Annotated in this window: 15 protein-coding genes; 8 read left to right on the top strand and 7 right to left on the bottom strand. The window is 39.6% G+C overall.

Translation table 11 applies throughout. The features are described from left to right. Window positions 1-80 precede the first annotated feature (80 nt). The 3 genes from mnmG to AC0UMU_RS08815 all read right to left on the bottom strand — a co-directional run bounded on the left by mnmG (window position 81) and on the right by AC0UMU_RS08815 (window position 3,748). The gene (mnmG, locus tag AC0UMU_RS08825; RefSeq protein WP_122304286.1) at window positions 81-1,955 is read right to left on the bottom strand and encodes a tRNA uridine-5-carboxymethylaminomethyl(34) synthesis enzyme MnmG; all 1,875 of its coding nucleotides are present in this window, start codon (window positions 1,953-1,955) and stop codon (window positions 81-83) included. 25 nt (window positions 1,956-1,980) lie between these two features. Beyond that, window positions 1,981-2,406, bottom strand: a complete 426-nt coding sequence (gene ybeY, locus AC0UMU_RS08820) for an rRNA maturation RNase YbeY (RefSeq protein ID WP_009318429.1) — start codon at window positions 2,404-2,406, stop codon at window positions 1,981-1,983. A 109-nt stretch (window positions 2,407-2,515) separates the two neighbouring features. Continuing rightward, complete coding sequence (locus AC0UMU_RS08815; protein ID WP_009318431.1) at window positions 2,516-3,748, bottom strand: nucleoside recognition domain-containing protein; 1,233 nt, start codon at window positions 3,746-3,748, stop codon at window positions 2,516-2,518. 620 nt (window positions 3,749-4,368) lie between these two features. Here AC0UMU_RS08815 and AC0UMU_RS08810 point away from each other — a divergent pair. The 4 genes from AC0UMU_RS08810 (at window position 4,369) to rfbF (ending at window position 7,915) form a co-directional block, all read left to right on the top strand. Then, complete coding sequence (locus AC0UMU_RS08810) at window positions 4,369-5,334, top strand: NAD(P)-dependent oxidoreductase (RefSeq protein ID WP_288641105.1); 966 nt, start codon at window positions 4,369-4,371, stop codon at window positions 5,332-5,334. 7 nt (window positions 5,335-5,341) lie between these two features. After that, window positions 5,342-6,049 (top strand): DNA alkylation repair protein, encoded by a 708-nt coding sequence (locus AC0UMU_RS08805; RefSeq protein ID WP_009318433.1) that lies wholly within the window; start codon window positions 5,342-5,344, stop codon window positions 6,047-6,049. A gap of 94 nt (window positions 6,050-6,143) precedes the next feature. Continuing rightward, a complete protein-coding gene (locus AC0UMU_RS08800; RefSeq protein WP_288641107.1) occupies window positions 6,144-7,118 on the top strand; it encodes a glycosyltransferase in 975 nt (324 codons plus the stop codon). 23 nt (window positions 7,119-7,141) lie between these two features. Next, window positions 7,142-7,915 (top strand): glucose-1-phosphate cytidylyltransferase, encoded by a 774-nt coding sequence (rfbF, locus tag AC0UMU_RS08795; protein ID WP_009318435.1) that lies wholly within the window; start codon window positions 7,142-7,144, stop codon window positions 7,913-7,915. 85 nt (window positions 7,916-8,000) lie between these two features. Here rfbF and AC0UMU_RS08790 read toward each other — a convergent pair whose 3' ends face one another. The 3 genes from AC0UMU_RS08790 to upp form a co-directional block, all read right to left on the bottom strand. Beyond that, window positions 8,001-9,698 (bottom strand): SulP family inorganic anion transporter, encoded by a 1,698-nt coding sequence (locus AC0UMU_RS08790; protein WP_288641108.1) that lies wholly within the window; start codon window positions 9,696-9,698, stop codon window positions 8,001-8,003. Between the two features lie 270 nt (window positions 9,699-9,968). Beyond that, window positions 9,969-11,096 (bottom strand): N-acetyltransferase, encoded by a 1,128-nt coding sequence (locus AC0UMU_RS08785; RefSeq protein ID WP_288641110.1) that lies wholly within the window; start codon window positions 11,094-11,096, stop codon window positions 9,969-9,971. Between the two features lie 43 nt (window positions 11,097-11,139). Further along, window positions 11,140-11,793: a uracil phosphoribosyltransferase gene (upp, locus tag AC0UMU_RS08780; protein WP_022600149.1), complete on the bottom strand. Its 654-nt coding sequence runs from the start codon at window positions 11,791-11,793 to the stop codon at window positions 11,140-11,142. Between the two features lie 399 nt (window positions 11,794-12,192). Here upp and pckA point away from each other — a divergent pair, with 399 nt between their 5' ends. From pckA to AC0UMU_RS08760, 4 genes are all read left to right on the top strand, one after another. Continuing rightward, window positions 12,193-13,800 carry a phosphoenolpyruvate carboxykinase (ATP) gene (pckA, locus tag AC0UMU_RS08775; RefSeq protein ID WP_009318439.1) on the top strand — a complete coding sequence of 536 codons (1,608 nt, stop codon included), beginning with the start codon at window positions 12,193-12,195 and terminating at the stop codon, window positions 13,798-13,800. 495 nt (window positions 13,801-14,295) lie between these two features. Then, entirely contained in the window at window positions 14,296-14,958 is a 663-nt protein-coding gene (locus AC0UMU_RS08770) for a succinate dehydrogenase cytochrome b subunit (protein WP_031258198.1), read from the top strand. A gap of 56 nt (window positions 14,959-15,014) precedes the next feature. Further along, the gene (locus tag AC0UMU_RS08765) at window positions 15,015-16,958 is read left to right on the top strand and encodes a fumarate reductase/succinate dehydrogenase flavoprotein subunit (protein WP_009318441.1); all 1,944 of its coding nucleotides are present in this window, start codon (window positions 15,015-15,017) and stop codon (window positions 16,956-16,958) included. 22 nt (window positions 16,959-16,980) lie between these two features. Continuing rightward, window positions 16,981-17,736, top strand: a complete 756-nt coding sequence (locus tag AC0UMU_RS08760) for a succinate dehydrogenase/fumarate reductase iron-sulfur subunit (protein WP_009318442.1) — start codon at window positions 16,981-16,983, stop codon at window positions 17,734-17,736. 193 nt (window positions 17,737-17,929) lie between these two features. Here AC0UMU_RS08760 and AC0UMU_RS08755 read toward each other — a convergent pair whose 3' ends face one another. Continuing rightward, window positions 17,930-18,175, bottom strand: a complete 246-nt coding sequence (locus AC0UMU_RS08755; RefSeq protein ID WP_009318443.1) for a hypothetical protein — start codon at window positions 18,173-18,175, stop codon at window positions 17,930-17,932. Window positions 18,176-18,667 lie beyond the last annotated feature (492 nt).

Genomic DNA, 18,667 nt, shown 5'->3' with positions numbered 1-18,667 from the left:
TGTTTTATCTTGTTGTTTTATTGATGTTTATATTGTTTATTTAAAGGGTTTCTTTCTATTGTTTCACGTGGAACTAAAAGTTATCTTCCGGATAATACCAATAAAATATTGATGTCGCTTGGCGAAATTCCCGGGATTCGAGCAGCCTGAGCAATTGTTTCCGGATCGATTTTGTCGAGCTTTTGTCTTGCTTCAGTCGAAAGTTGTTTTATCGAATTATAGTCGAATTTCCCTTTTATTCGAATATTCTCAAGACGAGATATTTTATCGGCAATCATTTTTTCACGATCGATATATCCTTCATATTTTATTCGAATTTCCGTAGCTTCTATGATTTCATCTTTACGATTCTTGATTTTATCGATTTCTTTATGTAGGGCAGGGATTAGTTCTGCAATTTTAGAAATGGATAATTGAGGCCGTAAAATTAAGTCGATCAGTTTTATTCCTTGTTTTAACGGGGATGTTCCGAGTTGCTCTAAGCCGCTATTTATGTATTGAGGCTTTACGGAATAGTTTTTTGCGAATTCTATAAGATGATTGATATGCTCTTTTTTCTCGATGAGAAGACTGTGCCTTTGGGTAGAAGCTAATCCTAAATTATAAGATTTTTCGGTAAGACGCATATCTGCATCGTCTTGACGAAGTAAAATGCGATATTCGGCTCTGGATGTAAACATTCGGTAAGGTTCATCTACGCCCTTTGTTACCAAATCATCGATTAATACTCCGATATATGCTTCGTTCCGAGCTAAAATGAACGGATTTCCCCCGTGGCAGTTGATATGGGCATTTATTCCTGCAATTATACCTTGTCCTGCAGCTTCTTCATATCCGGTCGTTCCGTTTACCTGTCCGGCAAAGAAAAGATTCTTGATTTTTTTTGTTTCGAGATTATGCAAAAGTTGCGTCGGATCAAAATAATCGTATTCTATCGCATATCCCGGACGATAGATTTGAATGTCTTTAAATGCCGGTATTTTTTGCAGAGCATTCAGTTGAATTTCCAGTGGTAAAGAAGATGAAAATCCGTTCAAATAAAATTCTCGGGTGGTTTCACCTTCCGGTTCTAAAAATAATTGATGTTCTGTTTTATCGGGGAATGTGACGATTTTTGTCTCGATACTGGGACAATAGCGTGGCCCGATACTTTTGATTTGTCCGTTAAATAGGGGAGAATCGGGTAGTCCTTGACGGAGTATCCGATGCACTTCTTCGTTCGTATATGTCGCCCAGCAGCTTTGTTGTTTTAATTTGCGCGGCTCAAAATCTAAATATGAAAATTTATGGAAGTCGTTTTCTCCCAGTTGTTCTGTCATTAATTCGAAATGGACGCTTCTCCCGTCTATTCGTACTGGAGTCCCTGTTTTCATTCGCCCGACAGTGATTCCTAATTCAGATAATTGTTCGGTGATTCCGTACGATGCAGGTTCAGAAATTCTACCTCCTCGCAGTTGAGTCTTTCCGATATGTATTAGTCCGTTCATGAAAGTTCCGGAAGTGATAACTACGGATTTTGCTGAAAACTGGACATCCATGTTTGTAAGAACTCCGGTTACCGTATTATTTTTTATGACCAACTCTTTTACCGAATCTTGCCATAGATACAGATTGTCTGTATTTTCGATTATTTCTCTCCATGTGTGGATGAACTTTTCCCGGTCGCTTTGTGCTCGAGGACTCCACATGGCAGGTCCTTTAGAGCGGTTGAGCATCCTGAACTGTATCGCCGTCTTGTCGGTTACGATTCCGGTGTTACCTCCCAGTGCGTCTATTTCCCGCACAATCTGTCCCTTTGCAATACCACCGATAGCCGGATTGCAACTCATTTGTGCGATTTTATTCATATCCATTGTAATGAGCAGGGTTTTTGAACCTAAATTTGCGGCTGCACAAGCAGCCTCGCATCCGGCGTGTCCGGCTCCAACAACAATTACGTCGTACTTGAAAGTCATTTTGCTGTATTTGTTTATAAACAGGTCATTTTTTGTCAGACAAAAGAGCAAGAGCTTCGTTTTCTTTTTGAGTCATTATCTCTCTTTCTCCCGGCCCTTTGTCGTTGATTCCACATAAATGTAATATCCCGTGTATTATGATTCTATGCAATTCTTCTTCGTATGATACTTTAAATTCATCGGCATTGCTCTTCACCGTATCGATGCTGATAAATATATCCCCGCTGATACGATTTTTTTCGGTGTAATCGAATGTAATGATGTCTGTGTAATAGTCGTGATCGAGATATTCTCTATTTATTTCTAATATTTTCTCGTCCGAGCAAAAAATGTATGAGATATCACCGCATTTTTTGCCATATATTCCGGCTACATTTTTTATCCAGTCTCCGGTTTCTCTTTTTTTTATTGCCGGAAGCTTTACCCCTTCGGCAAAGAATGTAATAGCCATGTTCCTATTATCTTTGAGATTATAAACGAAATTACAAAGATAGGGCTTTATCCTGTACATAGATGCCTGATAATACGAAAAAACGTTTATTCGGTATCTTGAGAAGCAACTATTTAAAAAAGATATATGCAACAACGATAGCTGCAATGATTCCTACGAGATCGGCAAAAAGTCCATACCCGGCAGAATAGCGGGTATTGCGGATACCTACGCTTCCGAAGTATACCGCCAGAATATAAAATGTCGTGTCTGTCGATCCTTGTATCGTTGAAGCTACACGGGCGACAAAAGAGTCTGCTCCGTATGTGTTCATCGCATCAACCATCATTCCCCGAGCACCACTACCGCTTAACGGTTTCATGAGTGCAGTGGGGAGCGCTCCTACAAAATCGGAATCGATACCGCAAGCATTGATACCTGCTGTTATTCCGGATATTATGAAGTCCATAGCTCCGGAAGCTCTAAAAATAGCTATGGCGACTAACATCGCTACTAAATAGGGTATGATTGTAACTGCAGTTTTGAATCCCTCTTTTGCGCCTTCTATAAATGCGTCGTATATGTTTATTTTTTTTCGTATTCCTGCAATTATGAAGCTGATGATTATACAAAATAATAGACAATTTGCTCCGAATTGGGAATATAGAGATACTTTTTCTTGAGGAAGTCCGGCAAAAAAGTAAAGTATAGAACCGATTATGGCGGTAAGTCCCAAAATAGAACCCATGATTACCCGATCAAATAAATTTATTTTTTGTTTAAGGCATACTGCGATAAGCCCGGCTAATGTGGAGCAATATGTTGCTATCAATATAGGCAGAAATATGTCAGAAGGATTGGCTGCTCCCATTTGTGCCCTGTATACCATTACTCCTAAAGGGACTAAAGTCAGTCCGGTAGTATTTAATACAAGAAACATGATCATCGGATTGCTTGCCGTCTCTTTATCGGGATTTATCTCTTGCATTTCTTTCATTGCTTTCAGACCGAGGGGTGTTGCCGCATTATCGAGCCCCAGCATATTTGCAGAAACATTCATGAAGATAGATCCGAATGCCGGGTGGTTCTTGGGAAGGTCAGGGAAAAGTCTGCAAAAAAGAGGGCTGATAAGTCGGGAGAATAAGGCGATGATACCTCCTCGTTCTCCTATTTTCATTAACCCCAGCCATAAAGATAGAACCCCGGTAAGCCCTAATGATATTTCGAAAGCCGTTTTGGCTGAAGTAAACGAAGAATTCATGATATCGTTCCAAATTGTCAGATTCCCGAAAAATACAGATTGAATTACTGCAACTCCAAAAGCAATCAGGAAAAAAGAGATCCAAATATAATTTAAGACCATGGGGATAATTTTTACGTGATGTGAACAAATTTATATATTTTGTGCGAATACGGCATATTTGAAGTTAAATAAATTGATGGCAGATTTATTTGAGAAAAAAAATGGTTGTTGTATTTCTGTTATAATATGCTGTTAAATAGGTATTTATTGAAAATTTATCTTCTCCAGAATTGCTTAATTACGGATTTCCCGTATTTCTGTCCGATTTATTTTAAGGAAAATGAGGAATAAAGTTGTATTTTACAAATGTTATGAAATGCAACTTTCTCAAGGGCTTGTCTAAATTTTCCGATAAGAAAATATTATCAGAACATCTTTGCGGTTTCTTTTGGTTTGTTTCCCGGTTTTGATTTTCGAATCAGACCGAGCAAAATTTAAACAGACTCGCAAGAATATAAAAAATAAAAGGCGGAGGCTTTTGTATAGCATTTTTTTATACTTTTGAAAATTCTCATTTCAGGATAAGACCTATGTTTAATCTTGTTCGAAGTGAAATAAAAATGCATTGTCGGGTTTGCTATATCTGAGATAGACAATGTAAGAATTAGACCGTGTTAAGTTTGGGTTTGACGGGTAGTATTATTGTCTGTGTAGAGATAATCTAAAAATTAAAATCATATATGAAGAAAAAAGTCTTGGTAACATATAATATGTTTCGGAGCGGTTATGCAGAGTTAGTCGAGAAGTATGACGTCACTTTTCCTCCGGACGGAGCAGAATCTTTTACTTATGAAGAGGTTTTACGAATGATTCCGGAGTATGACGCATTGCAATCGATGTTTAATTTTCCGGTAGATAAACAGTTGATGGATGCCGGTGTGAAGTTGAAAATAATTTCCAATTATGCAGTGGGATATGACAATATCGATATTCCTTATGCAACGCAGAAAGGTATTCAGGTCACGAATACTCCCGATCCGGTAACAGAGCCTACCGCAGATCAGGCTATGGGATTGCTGTTGGCTGTCAGTCGACGTATTTCGGAGTTGGACAGGCGTCTTCGAATAGGAGAGGTAAAGGTCGGATTATTGGAGAACCTGGGACATTCTCTGTATGGCGGTACGATCGGTATTATCGGTATGGGACGTATCGGACAAGCGTTAGCCCGACGGGCGGTTGTGGCCGGAATGAAGATCGTTTATTGTAATCGTCATCGGGTCGCAGAAACGATAGAGAATAAGTATAAAGCTGTTTATTTGTCTTTGGATGAGTTATTGCGAGTTTCCGATGTCGTTTCGGTAAATGCGCCATATACGACGGAGACTTATCATTTGATAGGAGAAAGGGAGCTTTCTTTGATGAAACCGACTTCGATTCTAATTAATACGGCAAGAGGTCCTTTGGTCGATGAAAAAGCTTTAGTTAAAGCGCTACGTGAAAAAGTAATATGGGGAGCCGGATTGGATGTTTTTGAATTCGGGGATTATCCTTCAGAGGAGCTGTTATCGATGGATAATGTCGTTTTGAATCCGCATACCGGAACTCAAACGTTTGAGGTGCGTAATGAAATGGCCGCTTTTGTATCAAGGAATATTATTCATTTTTTTGAAGGAGGACCGGTTGCTAAAGTAAATCGCATAGATTAACGGAAATATGTCGGTAGCAAAAGAGATAAGGGAAAGTTTGCTTGTATTTGCCGATCCAGAGAAAGCTTCTGTGTTGCGAGGCTTTTTTAAAACGGCAAAAGGAGCATATAGCGAGGGAGATAAGTTTGTCGGGATTCCTGTCCCGAAAACGAGGTCTGTTGCAAAGCGATATGTACATATTGCACCGGAGGATGTCCTTCCGTTGTTGTCGGACGACATTCATGAATGTCGATTACTGGCTCTTTTGATTTGGGTCGCTCAATTTCCTAAAAGTGACGAACAGCGTCGGAAAGGGATTTTTGATTTGTACTTGTCGAATACCGATAAAATAAACAACTGGGATTTGGTCGACTTGTCTGCTTATCAAATCGTCGGAGAATATTTGAGAGATAAAGATCGTACTCCTTTATATCGTTTGGCTGAGAGCGGTTATTTATGGGAACAACGAATTTCGATAGTAGCGACATGGAAATATATCCGGGAAAAACAATTTGAAGATACCTTACATTTGGCGGATAAGTTGTTGCGACATCCGCATGACCTGATTCAAAAGGCTGTAGGATGGATGTTGAGGGAAGTCGGAAAACGAGATAAGACGGTTCTTCTACATTTCTTGGAATCTCGTTATCAAATAATGCCGAGAACTATGCTCCGGTATGCAATTGAGAAATTTTCTCCTGAGGAACGGGCTTTCTTTATGAAAAAGGAGAGATAAAGGGGGTGATGTCGATGTTTATATTGTTCGGTTTAGACCGTATTTAGAATGAAATCATTACCTTTGCATCGTAATCTAAACATTGTGTTCGGGGATGAATCTTGATGGATACGATTTGTTGACGATATGTGTACCTACTTGCAATCAAGTGGTTATTCTTTGTGATATGTTGGAGGATATGATTCCCAAGATAAGTTTGTATCATATTCGTCTTCTTATTATCGATAATTGTTCTTCGGATAATACACAAGGGGTTGTCGCCGGTTATTCTGATCGTTATGAGGGTTTGTCTTACGTCCGTTTGGATAGACAGTTAGATAACGATGCTCTTTTCGAGAAGGCGTTGAAATTGCCCAGTACTCCTTATTGTTGGGTTATTCGGGATATTAATCGGTTGAATGGTAGTTATTTATGTTCTGTTATAAATACCTTGAGTAATCAGACTCCCGATTTATATGTTATCGCTTGTAATAAGCGTTCGTTCGGGATACCTTCCCGTGTTTATAACGATGCGAATGCTTTTTTACATGATCTCGGATGGTGTCTGATTTATTCCGGAGCTGTTATTTTTTCTCGTAAGATTATTGATATTGCGGATTTTGAGAAATGTCGAAATCCTTATTTTTTTAGTTTCAATATCGTATTCGAGACGCTTTCCCGATTAGACCGTATCTCGGTATTTTGGAGCGGTTTGGATTTGCTGAGCGAATCATCTCTTTCACGCGATAATTCCCGTAATCCGAGAGGTGTATTTCATATTTATGGAGTTCTTTGGACTAAGACGGTTTTAGCTTTGCCGGATAGTTCTTATTCTAAAAAAGCCAAATTGCGTTGTATAAGAGTATTGGGGAAAAAGAACCATTTATATTCTGCCCATCATCTGAAGCGTCAGCGTGTGGTTGGTTCGCTTACTCCTGAAATATATAAAGAGTGTTATGACTATATCCGGTATTTTGCTCCGGGAAATGAGTTGCGTTTTTTCTTTTATTCGAGATATCCGAATAGACTCAATAAATATTATCGGAGGTATCACCGATATTATAGAAATACGGGATCTCCTTTATTTTGACTATTTTAAAAAATTAAATATACATGAAGGCTGTAATATTAGCAGGTGGGCTCGGTACACGTATCAGTGAGGAGACGGATGTAAAGCCGAAGCCTATGGTAGAAATCGGAGGTATGCCGATTCTTTGGCATATTATGAAATGTTATTCGCATTATGGAATCGATGAGTTTGTCATTTGTCTCGGGTATAAGGGATATGTTATTAAAGAGTTCTTTGTAAATTATTTTATGCACAGAGCGAATATAACGATCGATTTGGGCAATAATACGGTACAAACTTTAAATACGACGAGCGAACCGTGGAAGGTAACTTTGATAGATACCGGTAATGAGACGATGACCGGCGGACGTATCAAGCGTATCAAGCCGTATATCGGTGATGAACCTTTTATGCTGACTTATGGTGACGGTGTGTCGGATATAAACATTGCCGATTTATTGAAATTCCATAAGGAAAACGGCCGTTTGTGCACTGTTACTACGGTTCAACCTACTGGACGTTTCGGAGCTGTGACTTTGGGCCCGAATAATAGTGTTGCCTCTTTTGCCGAGAAGCCGAAAGGTGACGGTTTGTGGATCAGTGCCGGATTTTTTGTTTGTCAACCTCAGGTATTCGATTATATCGAAGGCGATATGACTGTATGGGAACGAGAACCGATGGAACGTTTGGCCAGAGAGGGACAGATGAGTGCTTATCGTTATGAAGGATTCTGGAAACCTATGGATACGCTGAAAGATAAGAAGGACCTTAATGAGATGTGGAATAACGGACTTGCAAAATGGAAAATTTGGGAATAGACGAGTTTTGTGATAGATAAGAAAACAGCCCTTTGCTTTTAAAAAGCAAAGGGCTGTTTTCTTGTTTTCTATGGAATTTTTTGGGTTATTTAGGTTGAGCTTTTAGCTCTGAAGCCATTATATTGGCTTTAGCAACAGCTTTATGTATGTTATCGAATATATATTCGTCTCCTAATAAGGCCTCGACACCCATTCGTTCCAGCGATGCATGTACGGTGGGGTTTACGCCCGACAAGATGACATGAATGTTTTCTTTACGAGAAGAGTTGATAAATATTTCGAGGTTGTGTATTCCGGTAGAGTCGATGAACGGAACTTTCCTCATACGAATGATACGAACCAACGGTTTATCTCCCAAGATACGCATCTGTTCGTCGAATTTATTGGCAATACCGAAGAAAAACGGCCCGTCGATTTCATATACTTCGACCCCTTTTTCGAGAGAGAGTTGCTCTTCCGACAGCGTTTCCGTCTTATTCGCACTTTGATCCAGCTCATTGCGTAATACAGAAATATGGGTGTTTTCCGTCACTCGGCGAAGGAATGAGAGTACAGCAAGCAATAACCCGATCTCGATTGCTATTGTCAGATTGAAAATAACGGTCAATATCAAAGTTACCCACAATACGGCAATATCCGCTTTTTGATTTTTCATCATTGATTTTACGGTCCTCCATTCACTCATGTTATATGAGACAATAATCAATACCCCGGCTAAGCAAGCCATCGGTATATGAGTGGTAAGAGGAGCGAGAAATAATAATATAAGCAGCAGTACTATCGCATGAATGATTCCGGCAATAGGAGTAATACCTCCGTTATTGATGTTTGTCATCGTACGGGCTATTGCTCCGGTTACGGGGATTCCTCCGAAGATCGGAGAAACGATATTTGCCGCACCTTGTGCGATTAATTCCGTATTCGAATTATGTCTATCTCCGGTAACTCCGTCCGCCACGGTTGCCGACAGCAATGATTCGATAGCTCCGAGCATCGCTATTGTAAAAGCTGCCGGTAACAGTTGATTGATCGTTTCCATATTGATTTGTAAACCGGCCGGTTGCGGTAAAGAAGAGTCGATCGTAAAACGGTCTCCGATCGTTTCGATTCCGGTAATTCCGAAATGATGTTTCAATACATAAGCAATGATTGTCATAATGATGATGGCGACCAATGACCCGGGAATTTTTTTAGATAATTTCGGGGTTATGATAATCAGCAATATGCTTATAAGTCCTATTCCAAGAGACCAGAAGTTCGTTGTTCCGAAACTTTGGAAGTAGGCGATCCATTTAGATATGAAATCTGCCGGTACTGATTCCATCGTAAGACCGAACAGATCTTTGATCTGTGTCGTGAAGATCGTTAAAGCAATACCGCTCGTAAAGCCGATTACGATAGGATAGGGGATAAATCTGATAATCGTTCCGAGTTTGAATATTCCCATCAGCAATAATATGATTCCCGCCATGGCTGTGGCTATTGCCAATCCTTCTATTCCGAAAGATTGAATAATTCCGTAAACGATTACGATAAATGCTCCTGTCGGTCCTCCGATTTGTACCGAACTTCCTCCAAGAAAAGAGACGATAAAACCTCCGATAATGGCTGTGATAAGCCCTTGCTGCGGACTTACTCCGGAAGCTATACCGAAAGCTATAGCTAATGGAAGAGCTACGATTCCGACTATAATTCCGGCCATGAGATCGGCCATAAATTTTTCTTTAGAATAATTTTTTAACGCACTGAACAAGCGTGGATGGAAATCTAATTTGCTATCCATATCTTTATTTAATCTGTTTTTAATTTTCACCGATTAGCTTTTATTTTTAAGAGGGGACAAAGGTAGTTAATTTTCGTCAAAAAATGAAAGAGAATACTTCTAAAATAATCCATTCCCTAAAATATTCTCTTTTTTGCTGTATTATAAAGGCTCTTGCCCGATAGTTTATAAAGGGAAATAATATAATAAAAACGGGAAGTCTTATTGGCTTTCCCGTTGATTTTTAAATTATTGTAGATTGTTTAAAATTCAGATAGCCTCTTAGTCGGTTTATAATCGCTTTTTATAAGCACGACGGCGTTTGTGTTGCACGTTTTCAAAATATTGCCATTGAGACTGAACTTTCCCGTTTTCTTCCAATTCAGGATTACTTTCGGCATATTTATATCCGTTTTTTATAAATACGGGAATCAAGTCGGAGAATAACAATGCATTCGCTCCTGTATTTTGGTAATCGGGGCGAAGGGCGACAAGAAGAAGATCTACAACATCGTTTTTACCACGAAGAGCTTTTAAAATATGAATAAATCCGAATGGGAAGAGTTTTCCTTTAGCTTTTTGTAGAGCCTTTGTCATGGACGGAATGGCGATTCCTACACCAACGAGTTCCTCTTTTTCATTGACAATGAGGGACACGTTTTCGAGCCTTACCATAGGAACGTACATTTTTACATAATAGTCGATCTGTTTTTCAGATAATGCCGAATATCCATATAGGTCGGCGTATGCCTGATTTATAAGTTCGAATATCTTGCGTCCATAGTCCTTGACTATTTTTTTTATACTGTTATATTTTAATACTTTCAGTTTGTATTTTGCTTGAACGATATCGGATATGCGTTTGTGTTTTACCGGAATCTCTTCGGGTACATATATTTTGAATTCTACCCAATCGTTATCTTTTTCATATCCGAGCCGGGTAATATGATTTACATAATAAGGATAGTTATAGATAGCGACCATTGTTCCGGGCTGGTCATATCCTTCGATTAGCAGCCCCTCAGGGTCCATATCTGTAAATCCTAACGGCCCTATGATCTCTTCCATTCCCTTTTCACGAGCCCATTTTTCGACTGCATTGAATAGTGCACTGCTGACTTCTGTGTTGTCTATGAAATCTACGAATCCGAAGCGGGCGCTTTTTTTTCCGCATTTTTCATTTACCTTATGATTGATAATACCGGCGATACGTCCGACTGGTTTTTCTTCATCATAGGCCATATAATAGACCGATTCGCAAAATTCGAATGCCGGGTTTTTGTCCGGGCTTAATGTTCCTATTTCGTCAAAAATAAGAGGAGGAACGGCGTACGGATTTTCTTTATAAAGGTCTATATTGAATTGTACATATTTCTTCAGCGCTTTTTTGCCTGAGATTTCACGAATGGTTATCTCCATAGATTTTTGAGTTTAGCACTTTTATTAGACGAAGTTGATATGATTATTCTTTTTCACCGTAAGCCAGATCTCCGGCATCTCCCAATCCGGGTACGATATAAGAGTGTTCATTAAGATCCGGATCGATAGCTCCGACCCAAACCGTTGTCTTCTCTTCGGGAAAATGGGTGGTGATATATTCGATCGCTTTTTGACTGGCTATTACCGATGCTATGTGAATATGTTCCGGTTCACCTTTTGTGAGCAGAGCTCTGTATGAGAGTTCCATAGAACCTCCGGTGGCCAACATGGGGTCTGTCAGAATCAGAATTTTCCCATCGATACGCGGAGAGGCAATGTATTCTATGAAAATCTCGAAATTCAGTTTGTCTTTATATTTCCGGTACGCCGAAACAAATGCATTTTCGGCCCGGTCGAAATAGTTCAGAAATCCTTGATGATAAGGTATTCCGGCACGTAGTATCGTTCCGATTACTATTTTGTCATCGGCAGTGTTTACACGGGCTGTGCCTAATGGAGTCGTAACCAGTTTTTCGCTATAACGAAAGTCTTTGCTGATTTCATAAGACATAACTTCTCCTATTCTTTCCAGATTTTTTCTGAATCGGAGACGATCTTGCTGGATATGTATATCCCGTATTTCTGCAACAAAACGATTTAGTTCCGAATTTTTTTCTGCAAAATTAACGATCTTCATTTCGTAACTTTTAAAATGGAATGCAAAAATAGATATTTATTGCGAGAAATCAGTGTATTAACTTCTGAAAAATGATATAAGGGACTGTTTAAATTAAATTATATCAGGTTATCTATGGGGGTACTTCTGATCTGTTTTCCCGTTTTTATTTGTCGGATAGTATGCTATTCTCGATGCAGAAACAGGAAATGCCCTCGAAAGAGACTCTTAAATCCGGACCGAGTGAAATTCAGACATGGGAACTAAAACTTCCCGATCCGGAATAAAAAAATGAGTCAATTAGCGAAAAATTTCTTTAATTAGAGTAACCATGTACCGAAATTATATTACTTTTGCATCGGATTTAGAAGAGAGATAATTAATTATATTCAGTCAATCATTTAATTCAACCAAAAGAAAATGGCAAATTTAGATTTAAGCAAGTACGGTATTACTGGTACTACTGAAATCCTGCACAATCCGTCATACGACGTATTGTTCGCAGAAGAAACCAAACCGGGTTTGGTAGGTTTTGAAAAAGGTCAGGTAACTGAACTGGGTGCTGTGAACGTAATGACAGGTGTTTATACCGGCCGTTCTCCTAAAGATAAATTTTTTGTGAAAGATGCTACCAGCGAAAATACAGTATGGTGGACTTCTGAAGAATACAAAAATGACAATAAACCGGTTAGCGAAGCAGCTTGGAAAGAACTGAAAAATATCGCTGTAAAAGAATTGTCAAACAAAAAATTGTTTGTTGTAGATGCTTTCTGCGGTGCTAACGAGGCTACTCGTCTGAAAGTTCGTTTCATCGTTGAGGTTGCTTGGCAGGCTCACTTTGTGACCAATATGTTTATTCGTCCGACAGCAGAAGAGTTGAAGAATTTCGGAGAACCTGATTTTGTCGTTTACAATGCATCTAAGGCTAAGGTAGAAAATTATAAAGAATTAGGTCTGAACTCTGAGACTGCAGTCGTATTTAACTTGACTACTAAAGAACAAGTTATCATTAATACTTGGTATGGCGGTGAAATGAAAAAAGGTATGTTCTCTATCATGAACTATCTAAATCCGTTGCGTGGCATCGCTTCGATGCACTGTTCTGCCAATACCGACAAGGCTGGTAAAAGCTCGGCTATTTTCTTCGGATTGTCCGGTACAGGAAAGACAACTTTATCGACAGATCCGAAACGTTTGTTGATCGGAGACGATGAACACGGTTGGGACGATGAAGGCGTATTCAACTATGAAGGCGGATGCTATGCAAAAGTTATCAATCTTGATAAAGAAAGCGAACCGGATATTTATAACGCCATCAAACGTGACGCTTTGCTTGAGAATGTTACTGTCGCTGCCGACGGTAAGATCGATTTTGCAGATAAGAGCGTAACTGAAAATACTCGTGTTTCTTATCCGATTTATCACATCGAAAATATCGTAAAACCGGTTTCGAAAGGTCCTCATGCAAAACAAGTAATTTTCTTGTCTGCTGATGCTTTCGGTGTATTGCCTCCGGTATCTATATTGAATGCAGAACAAACTAAATATTACTTCTTGTCTGGATTTACAGCTAAGTTAGCAGGAACGGAACGTGGCATTACCGAACCTACTCCTACATTCTCTGCTTGTTTCGGTGCTGCTTTCTTGTCATTGCACCCGACAAAATACGGAGAAGAATTGGTGAAGAAGATGGAAAAAACCGGTGCTAAGGCTTATTTGGTTAACACAGGTTGGAACGGAACAGGCAAGCGTATTTCTATTAAGGATACACGTGGTATTATCGATGCTATTCTTGATGGTTCTATCGATAAAGCTCCGACTAAAGTTATTCCTTATTTCGATTTCGTTGTTCCGACAGAATTACCGGGCGTTGATCCTAAAATTCTTGATCCGCGTGACACTTATGCAAATCCTGCTCAGTGGGATGAAAAAGCAAAAGATTTGGCTGGTCGTTTCATCAAGAACTTTGCTAAGTTCGAGGGAAATGCTGCCGGAAAAGCATTGGTTGCTGCCGGACCGAAACTTTAATATCGTTTCGATAAATAATTATTTATCATATTCAAAAAAGGAGATGCCAAAGAAAGCATCTCCTTTTTTTGTAGCTGGGAGACCGTTTTTTGTTTTAAGTCTTTATCCGAATTTCCCGATAAAAAAGCTATCAAGGCCATTTTTACGAAGATGATAACGGGTCATCTGACAAGGAAAAACACAAAAATGACCTGATAATATTTTTTGTCGGAAGATTCGGACAGACTCCTTAAACAAACTCTGTAATTCTTTTTTTTGACTTGAGGACTAAGCTCGATCTATTCTCTTGTTATCTTTATAATCTGTAATCTGCTTAAACAGAGGCCTGTTATTGATATTTATTCCGGTACGGAAGTTTTTTAAGGTAGCCTTCTTTATTTAAGGAAAAAATTCTTTAATCACTTGTTTTGTACGCAATATTCACCTAATTTTGCAATTTGTAAAAATGCGGTAAATCTACATAACATAAATAAATAACTTAAAACTTAGAATCCTATGTGGTTATTCAATTCTTCAATCGGGAGAAAGCTGGTCATGAGTCTGTCCGGGCTTTTCCTCATTTTGTTTTTAACCTTCCACTTAGCAATGAACTTTGTTGCGGTGTTCTCCGGGGAAGCCTACAACATGGTTTGTGAGTTCTTGGGAGCCAATTGGTACGCATTGGTCGGAACTCTTATCTTAGCTTTGGGTTTTGTCGTGCACATCATCTATGCATTCTGGCTTACGATTCAGAATCGTAAAGCCCGGGGGAATGACCGTTATGCTGTGGTTGCCAAACCTAAACAGGTAGAATGGGCATCTCAAAACATGCTGGTGTTGGGTATTATCGTCGTTGTTTTCTTTATTCTGCATCTTGCTCAGTTTTGGTATAAAATGCAGTTTAATGAAATTGCAGGTTTAGATTTGGGCGTTGATCCTCACGATGGCTACCAATTGATTCTGGACACATTTAGCAATCCGTTGTTCGTTATTTTGTATTTGGTGTGGTTCGTTGCTATCTGGTTTCATCTCACCCACGGTTTCTGGAGTGCTATTCAGACGATCGGATGGAATAATAACGTGTGGTTGACTCGTTGGAAAGCGATTTCGAATGTTTATGCAACGATCATTTGTGCAGGTTTTGCTTTTATTGCGATTTATTTCGGTTTTATCGCATAATCGGAAGAGACCTTTTGATAAAGATTTTATATTAATTCAAACGAAAACAAACAAATATGTCTCAAATAGATTCTAAAATCCCTGAAGGTCCGTTGGCCGAAAAGTGGAGTAATTATAAAGCTCACCAAAAACTGGTGAATCCCGCAAATAAGCGTCGTCTGGATGTTATTGTCGTAGGTACCGGTCTTGCCGGAGCTTCGGCTGCCGCCTCATTAGCTGAAATGGGATTTAACGTATTGAATTTCTGCATTCAGGATTCTCCCCGTCGTGCGCATTCAATTGCTGCACAAGGCGGTATTAATGCTGCGAAAAACTATCAGAATGACGGCGATAGCGTGTATCGTCTTTTCTATGATACGATCAAGGGTGGAGACTATCGTGCCCGTGAAGCGAATGTATATCGTTTGGCGGAGGTTTCTAACAATATTATCGATCAGTGTGTAGCTCAGGGAGTACCTTTTGCCCGTGAATATGGAGGTTTGTTAGATAACCGTTCTTTCGGTGGTGCTCAGGTATCCCGTACATTCTATGCTCGTGGTCAGACCGGTCAACAACTGTTATTGGGCGCATATTCCGCATTGAGCCGTCAGATCGGTAAAGGTAAAGTAAAAATGTTTACCCGTCATGAGATGTTGGACGTCGTGTTGGTAGATGGTCGTGCACGGGGTATCATTACCCGTAATTTGGTAACCGGTAAAATCGAACGTTATGCTGCACATGCTGTTGTCGTTGCAACAGGAGGATATGTAAATACATTCTTCTTGTCGACCAATGCAATGGCTTCTAACGGTTCTGCTGCATGGCAATGCTATAAAAAAGGAGCTTATTTTGCCAATCCTTGTATGGTACAGATCCATCCGACCTGTATTCCGGTGCATGGAGATTTCCAGTCAAAACTGACTTTGATGTCCGAGTCTTTACGTAATGACGGACGTATTTGGGTACCGAAGAAGATAGAAGATGCAAAAGCTTTGCAGGCTGGGAAGAAACAAGGAAAAGATATTCCGGAAGAAGATCGCGATTATTACTTGGAACGTCGTTACCCTGCATTCGGAAACTTAGTTCCGCGTGACGTTGCTTCACGTGCCGCCAAGGAACGTTGTGATGCCGGTTTCGGTGTAAACAATACCGGATTGGCAGTATTCCTTGATTTTTCTGATGCTATCAAGCGTTTAGGTAAAGAAGTGGTAAAACAGAAATACGGTAACTTATTCGATATGTATGAAGAAATTACAGATGAGAACCCGTATGAAACTCCGATGATGATTTACCCGGCATTGCATTATTCGATGGGTGGTTTATGGGTAGATTATGAGTTGCAGACCTCTATTCCGGGCCTATTTGCAATCGGAGAGGCAAACTTCTCGGATCATGGGGCTAACCGTTTGGGAGCTTCTGCTTTGATGCAAGGTCTTGCCGACGGTTATTTTGTATTGCCTTATACAATCCAGAATTATCTTGCCGACCAGATTCAAGTACCTCGTTTCAGTACCGATCTGCCCGAATTTGAAGAAGCAGAAAAGAATATTGAAGCTCGTATTAATAAATTGATGAGCATAAAAGGAAAAGAATCGGTAGATTCTTTACATAAGCGTTTAGGTCATATAATGTGGGAACATATCGGTATGGCTCGTGATGAAAAAGGTCTGAAAGAAGCAATCGAGATGTTGAAAGATCTGAAGAAAGAGTTCTGGAGTAATGTATTTATTCCGGGTTCGGGCAATGATCAGAACATCGAACTGGAAAAAGCATTGAGACTTGCCGATTTTATCGAAATCGGTACATTGATGGCTCATGATGCTTTGGATCGTGCAGAATCTTGTGGTGGTCACTTCCGTGTAGAGCACCAGACTGAAGAGGGTGAGGCATTGCGTCATGATGATAAATTCTCTTATGTTTCTTGCTGGGAATATCAGGGAGAAGATAAAGACCCTGTAATGCTGAAAGAAATGTTGAATTATGAATTTGTCGTTCCTCAAACCCGTAACTATAAAAAGTAATAATCAGTAACAAAGAATTATCATGGACAAAAATATAAATGTAACCCTTAAGGTTTGGCGTCAGAAAGGTCCGAAAGAAAAAGGCCGTTTTGAAACTTACCAACTGAATAATATTTTTCAGGGTGCTTCTTTCTTGGAAATGCTGGATATTCTGAACGAACAGTTGATAAAAGAAGGTAAAGACCCTGTCGTTTTCGATCATGACTGCCGTGAAGGTATTTGCGGTATGTGTTCGTTGTATATCAACGGTCATCCTCACGGAGCTGCGACCGGTGCTACTACTTGTCAGTTATATATGCGCCGTTTTAATGATGGCGATACGATCACCATTGAGCCTTGGCGTTCGGCAGGTTTCCCTATTATCCGTGACCTGATGGTAGATCGTTCGGCTTATGATAAAATCATTCAGGCAGGAGGATTCGTCTCGGTAAATACCGGTGGCGTTCCCGATGCTAATGCGATAGCCATACCTAAAGAAGATGCCGATTTGGCAATGGATGCAGCCGCATGTATCGGTTGTGGAGCTTGTGCAGCCGCATGTAAGAATGGGTCGGCCATGTTGTTTGTTTCGGCTAAAGTAAGCCAGTTGGCATTACTGCCGCAAGGACGGGTTGAAGCTACCCGCCGGGCAAAGGCAATGGTTGCTAAGATGGATGAGCTCGGTTTTGGAAATTGTACCAATACCGGAGCTTGTGAAGCCGAATGTCCTAAAAATATCTCTATTTCGAACATTGCACGTTTGAATCGGGAATTTATCTCGGCTAAGTTAAAAGATTGATAACATCATTGGATTGATTATTTTATGGAACGGGATTTAGTTTGCTAAATCCCGTTTTTATTATCTGCTTTTTCTGTTTTTGCACGTTTTATATCTTTATCAAAACAAAAAGCAATTCTCGAAATATTTGAGCCGAATTTGAACTCTTTATGAATAGATTACCGTATGCGGCTAATAGCGTTTCTGTATCGAGTTATTTCTTTTGTTTCGTGATCCTCAGTAGCGCTTCCCGAAGATTTTCATCTTTTTTGAGATTCAATTTGTTGCGTATGTGAGAACGTGTGCTGGTTATGTTAGATACCGATTTGCCCGTTATTGCACTGATAGCCGAAATATTTTTGTTATCGAGTATCAGCTCGCACACTGAGAGTTCCGAAGGTGTCAATGTCTTGGCGTGTTGTTTTAAATACTCGATATTTTGTTCTTTATTCTGTATCATCATTTTTACACCGGACTCGATCTTTTCTCAGATTTCTTTTCCAAGCAATTCAAGGACCTTTTCGGTTTGAGATATAGTCAACCCTTTTATTTCTCATGATTTCAATAAAACGGGATACCTGTTGCTTGTCCATCTTTAAGAATCCGAGAATCGTTTCTTGCTCTATCTCGTATCTGATATTTTCTTTCTGTATATCCGAATATTTGGGGATAGATGCCCAGCCTTATGAACAGGATAAGTGGAATCGGGTAGTTATTGTTACTACCATTGATTTTTAAGATCGGTTTAAAACAATGTTTGAATACCTATTTATGGGTAATGAGTTCTTGTTTTTTCACCGAATGTGGGTATTGTGGATGCATTATTCCGATATTATTTTTGTATCGAAGAATTTGAATTACAGCAAACATTGTTCTTAGGTCGTACTAATTTATGTGTAAGGGGCTGTCCAAAAAGTCGGATAGCCCCTTTTGCTATTGTTTATTTCGGTAA

Source organism: Coprobacter fastidiosus (genome assembly GCF_982245605.1).
Note: the sequence above shows the minus strand (reverse complement) of the source record. Positions and strands in the feature narration are given on the sequence as shown.

Excerpts from the sequence above, each read along its gene's own strand:
- AC0UMU_RS08790 (WP_288641108.1), bottom strand. The coding sequence starts at position 9,698 with ATGGATAGCAAATTAGATTTCCATCCACGCTTGTTCAGTGCGTTAAAA.
- pckA (WP_009318439.1), top strand. The coding sequence starts at position 12,193 with ATGGCAAATTTAGATTTAAGCAAGTACGGTATTACTGGTACTACTGAA.
- AC0UMU_RS08785 (WP_288641110.1), bottom strand. The coding sequence starts at position 11,096 with ATGGAGATAACCATTCGTGAAATCTCAGGCAAAAAAGCGCTGAAGAAA.
- AC0UMU_RS08770 (WP_031258198.1), top strand. The coding sequence starts at position 14,296 with ATGTGGTTATTCAATTCTTCAATCGGGAGAAAGCTGGTCATGAGTCTG.
- AC0UMU_RS08815 (WP_009318431.1), bottom strand. The coding sequence starts at position 3,748 with ATGGTCTTAAATTATATTTGGATCTCTTTTTTCCTGATTGCTTTTGGA.
- AC0UMU_RS08800 (WP_288641107.1), top strand. The coding sequence starts at position 6,144 with ATGAATCTTGATGGATACGATTTGTTGACGATATGTGTACCTACTTGC.
- rfbF (WP_009318435.1), top strand. The coding sequence starts at position 7,142 with ATGAAGGCTGTAATATTAGCAGGTGGGCTCGGTACACGTATCAGTGAG.
- AC0UMU_RS08755 (WP_009318443.1), bottom strand. The coding sequence starts at position 18,175 with ATGATACAGAATAAAGAACAAAATATCGAGTATTTAAAACAACACGCC.
- AC0UMU_RS08760 (WP_009318442.1), top strand. The coding sequence starts at position 16,981 with ATGGACAAAAATATAAATGTAACCCTTAAGGTTTGGCGTCAGAAAGGT.
- AC0UMU_RS08805 (WP_009318433.1), top strand. The coding sequence starts at position 5,342 with ATGTCGGTAGCAAAAGAGATAAGGGAAAGTTTGCTTGTATTTGCCGAT.
- AC0UMU_RS08810 (WP_288641105.1), top strand. The coding sequence starts at position 4,369 with ATGAAGAAAAAAGTCTTGGTAACATATAATATGTTTCGGAGCGGTTAT.
- upp (WP_022600149.1), bottom strand. The coding sequence starts at position 11,793 with ATGAAGATCGTTAATTTTGCAGAAAAAAATTCGGAACTAAATCGTTTT.
- AC0UMU_RS08765 (WP_009318441.1), top strand. The coding sequence starts at position 15,015 with ATGTCTCAAATAGATTCTAAAATCCCTGAAGGTCCGTTGGCCGAAAAG.
- mnmG (WP_122304286.1), bottom strand. The coding sequence starts at position 1,955 with ATGACTTTCAAGTACGACGTAATTGTTGTTGGAGCCGGACACGCCGGA.
- ybeY (WP_009318429.1), bottom strand. The coding sequence starts at position 2,406 with ATGGCTATTACATTCTTTGCCGAAGGGGTAAAGCTTCCGGCAATAAAA.